The sequence below is a fragment of the Kitasatospora sp. NPDC004289 genome, from assembly GCF_053602875.1.
On sequence record NZ_JBSGEL010000158.1, the window covers coordinates 1 to 3,605 of the forward strand.

3 protein-coding genes are annotated in these 3,605 nt (G+C 72.7%); 2 read left to right on the forward strand and 1 reads right to left on the reverse strand.

Annotation, left to right across the window (positions count from 1 at the left end):
- Positions 1–52: 52 nt before the first annotated feature.
- Positions 53–1,225 (forward strand): family 16 glycosylhydrolase, encoded by a 1,173-nt coding sequence (locus ACWEPF_RS39585; RefSeq protein WP_452176482.1) that lies wholly within the window; start codon positions 53–55, stop codon positions 1,223–1,225.
- A 101-nt stretch (positions 1,226–1,326) separates the two neighbouring features.
- Entirely contained in the window at positions 1,327–3,012 is a 1,686-nt protein-coding gene (locus ACWEPF_RS39590) for a glycoside hydrolase family 64 protein (RefSeq protein WP_452176483.1), read from the forward strand.
- 78 nt (positions 3,013–3,090) lie between these two features.
- Here the strand turns inward: ACWEPF_RS39590 and ACWEPF_RS39595 are convergent, their stop codons facing one another.
- A complete protein-coding gene (locus ACWEPF_RS39595; RefSeq protein ID WP_452176484.1) occupies positions 3,091–3,528 on the reverse strand; it encodes an acetyltransferase in 438 nt (145 codons plus the stop codon).
- Positions 3,529–3,605 lie beyond the last annotated feature (77 nt).

Sequence of the window (3,605 nt, forward strand, 5' to 3'; positions counted from 1 at the left end):
CGGCTGACCGACGGCAGCTGGACCGGCTTCGCCCCGCTCGGCGGCTACCGCGGTGTCCGCCGCCGTCGCCGCGGCCGCGCCCGGGGCGGCCGCAGCGGCCGTCACCACCTGGGCGGACGAGTTCAACGGGCCCTCCGGGGCCGCCCCCGATCCGGGCAAGTGGACGATGGAGACCGGGGGTTCGGGCTTCGGCAACCACGAGCTCCAGTACTACACCGGCGGCAACGCCAACGCCGCCCAGGACGGCCAGGGCAACCTGGTGATCACCGCCCGCCGCAACACCAACACCAACCTCGGCTGCTGGTACGGCACTTGCCAGTACACCTCGGCCCGGATGAACACCGCGCAGACCTTCACCCAGGCCTACGGCCACTTCGAGTCCCGGATCAAGATCCCGCGCGGGCAGGGCATCTGGCCCGCGTTCTGGATGCTCGGCAACGACCTCGGCTCGGTGGGCTGGCCCAACAGCGGCGAGATCGACATCATGGAGAACATCGGCCGCGAGCCCTCCACGGTGCACGGCACCCTGCACGGCCCGGGCTACTCCGGTGCCGCCGGCCTCGGCTCCGCCTACAGCCTCCCGGGCGGCCAGGCCTTCGCCGACGCCTTCCACGTCTTCGCCGTCGACTGGAGCCCGGGCTCCATCACCTGGTCGGTGGACGGCCAGGCCTACCGGACCCGCACCACGGCCGACACCAACGGCAACCGCTGGGTCTTCGACCACCCGTTCTTCCTGATCCTCAACCTGGCCGTCGGCGGCGACTGGCCGGGCAGCCCGGACGGCTCCTCCACCTACCCGCAGACCATGACGGTGGACTACGTCCGTGCCTCCACCTCCAACGGCGGCCCCACCCGCACCGGCCAGATCTCCGGCATCGGCGGCATGTGCGTGGACGTGGCCGGCGCCTCCAGCGCCGACCGCACCCCGATCCAGCTGCACAACTGCACCGGCAACGCCGCCCAGCAGTGGACCACCGGCGACGGCACCGTCCGCGCCCTCGGCAAGTGCCTGGACGTCGACGCCGCCAACAGCGCCGACGGCACCGCGATCCAGCTCTACACCTGCAACGGCACCAACGCCCAGCAGTGGAGCATCAACGGCGACGGCACCGTCCGCGCCCTCGGCAAGTGCCTGGACGCCGCCGGCGGCTCCTCCGCCGACGGCACCCGCCTGATCCTGTGGACCTGCAACGGCGGCGCCAACCAGCGCTGGACGCTCGGCTGATCCACCCCACCCCTCGGGCTCCCTGCCCCGTCCCGTCCCTCTCCGCAGCGTCCACCCTCCGCCCTCTTCACCCCCCACGCGAAGAACGGACACCGCCACCCATGACGCACCGTCACCGCCGCCCGCCGCTCTCCCGGCGAGGCGTGCTCACCGCCGCCGGCGCGGCCCTCGCCGTCCCCGCCCTGGGCGGTCTGCTCCGCGCCACGTCCGCCGCCAACGCCGCCACCACCCCCACCCTGGCACTGGACCTGGCCAACACCACCGGAAGCAACACCGTCTACGCCTACGTGGTCGGCCGCGACCCCTCGGCGGGCGGCAGCTGGGCCTTCCTGCGCTCCGACGGCGTCTCGCTGTACCGCCCGCCGAACCCGCCCGCCAACCAGACCCCGCTCGGCGTGGACTGCGCCATCGCGCTGAACGCCTCCGGCGCCGGCCCGCGCCGGATCACCCTGCCCCGGCTGGACAGCGGTCGGATCTACTTCTCGGTCGGCGCCAAGCTCACCTTCCTGATGAACCTCGGCGGCGGGCTGGCCCTGCCCTCGGTCTCCAACCCGAGCGACCCGAACATCGACGTCCGGCACGACTTCTGCGAATTCACGTACAACACGGACCAGTTGTACGCCAACATCACCTTCGTCGACATGGTCGGCCTGCCGATCTCGTTCCGCCTGGAGACCGGTCAGGGCACCCAGACGGTGGCCGGCCTGCCCGCCGACGGCCTGGCCAGGGTGGCCGCCGCGCTGCGCGGCCAGTCCACCGCCGACGGCAGCGACTGGAGCCGCCTGGTGGTCAACCGCAACGGCGCCGACCTGCGCGTGCTCAGCCCCAACCTGGCCATCCGCGGCAACACCTCGCTCTTCGCCGGGTACTTCGACTCCTACGTGGACCAGGTCTGGAGCAAGTACCGCACCACCGACCTGAGGATCGACACCCAGTTCACCTGGGGCACCGTCACCGGCCGGGTCTCCGGCGAGACCCTGACCTTCCCGGGCGTGGGCAGCTTCGGCCGCCCCTCCACCCTGGCCGTCTTCTCCTGCAGCGACGCGCCGTTCACCACCGGCAACGACCTGATGGGCAATCTGAGCGCCCGCCTGGCCGCCGCCTTCAACCGCACCACCCTCCTGGACAACGCGCTGCAGCCCACCAACGAGAACCCGGCCGCCTTCTACACCAAGCCGCGCACCAACCACTACGCCCGGATCCTGCACTCCACCACCGCCGACAAGCTCGGCTACGCCTTCCCCTACGACGACGTGCACCCCGCGGGCACCGACTTCGAGGGCAAGGTCCAGTCGGGCGACCCGCGGCTGTGGACCATCACGGTCGGCGGCACCACCGCCGGCCCCGGCCCCTCCCCCAGCCCGACCCCGACCGGCGGCACCGTCAGCGCCTTCTCCACCGTCCAGGCCGAGTCCTTCCGCGCCCAGAACGGCGCCCAGGTGGAGGCCTGTTCGGACACCGGCGGCGGCTCGGACGTCGGCTGGCTGGCCAACGGCGACTGGCTCCGCTACAGCCTGGACTTCGGCTCCGCCGGCGCCACCCGCTTCTCCGCCCGGGTCGCCTCCGGCGCCGCGGCCGGAGTCAGCGGCCTGATCCAGGTCCGCCTGGGCAGCCCGACCGCCACCCCGGTCGGCAGCCTCGCCCTCGCCTCCACCGGCGGCTGGCAGGCCTGGCGCACCGTCCCGGCCGACATCGCCCGCACCACCGGCGTCCGGGATGTCTACCTGACCTTCGACAGCGGCCAGCCGGCCGACTTCGTCAACCTCAACTGGTTCACCTTCGCCTGACGCCCGCTCACCACCCGACCCAGGACGGACGCCCCGCTCTCCCCCCTCGGAGCGGGGCGTCCCCGCGTCGTGGGCGGCTCAGCCGCAGTGGGTCCAGCCGCTGGTCCAACTGGTGCCCTGGTAGGAGCCGCCCCACTGGACGCAGGTGTCGGGGGCGCGCTTGACCACCGGGCCCGCGTAGGAGGCGAAGTTCCCCGGGTTGCTGCCCGAGGCGCCGCCCTTGACGGCCAGCGTCGCGTTCATCGGCACCGGCCCGGCCGGCTTGGTGACCACGGTGGTGACGCAGTTGTCACCGGTGGCGGACTTGTAGAGCAGGTAGACCGTCGCCGCGCCGAGGCTGTGCTGGTCGATGACGTTGAACCCGCTCCCGCAGATCTCCGTCGGGCTGTAGTACTTGCCGGGGCTCTGGGTCGGCGTCGGGGACGGCGGCTTCGCCGAGGTGGTGCCGGGGGTGGGCTGGGTGACGGGCGGCTGCGGCCCCGAGGTGCTGCCGGGCTGGGTCGGCTGGCCGGGCACCGCGAGTCACCGCCCAGTCGGTCATGAACTGGATGACCTTCCAGGACGCCCCCACCTGGTGGTGGCTGCACGCCCTC

Bases quoted from the DNA above. Each gene is read 5' to 3' on its own strand.
- ACWEPF_RS39590 (WP_452176483.1), top strand. From the start codon at position 1,327: ATGACGCACCGTCACCGCCGCCCGCCGCTCTCCCGGCGAGGCGTGCTC.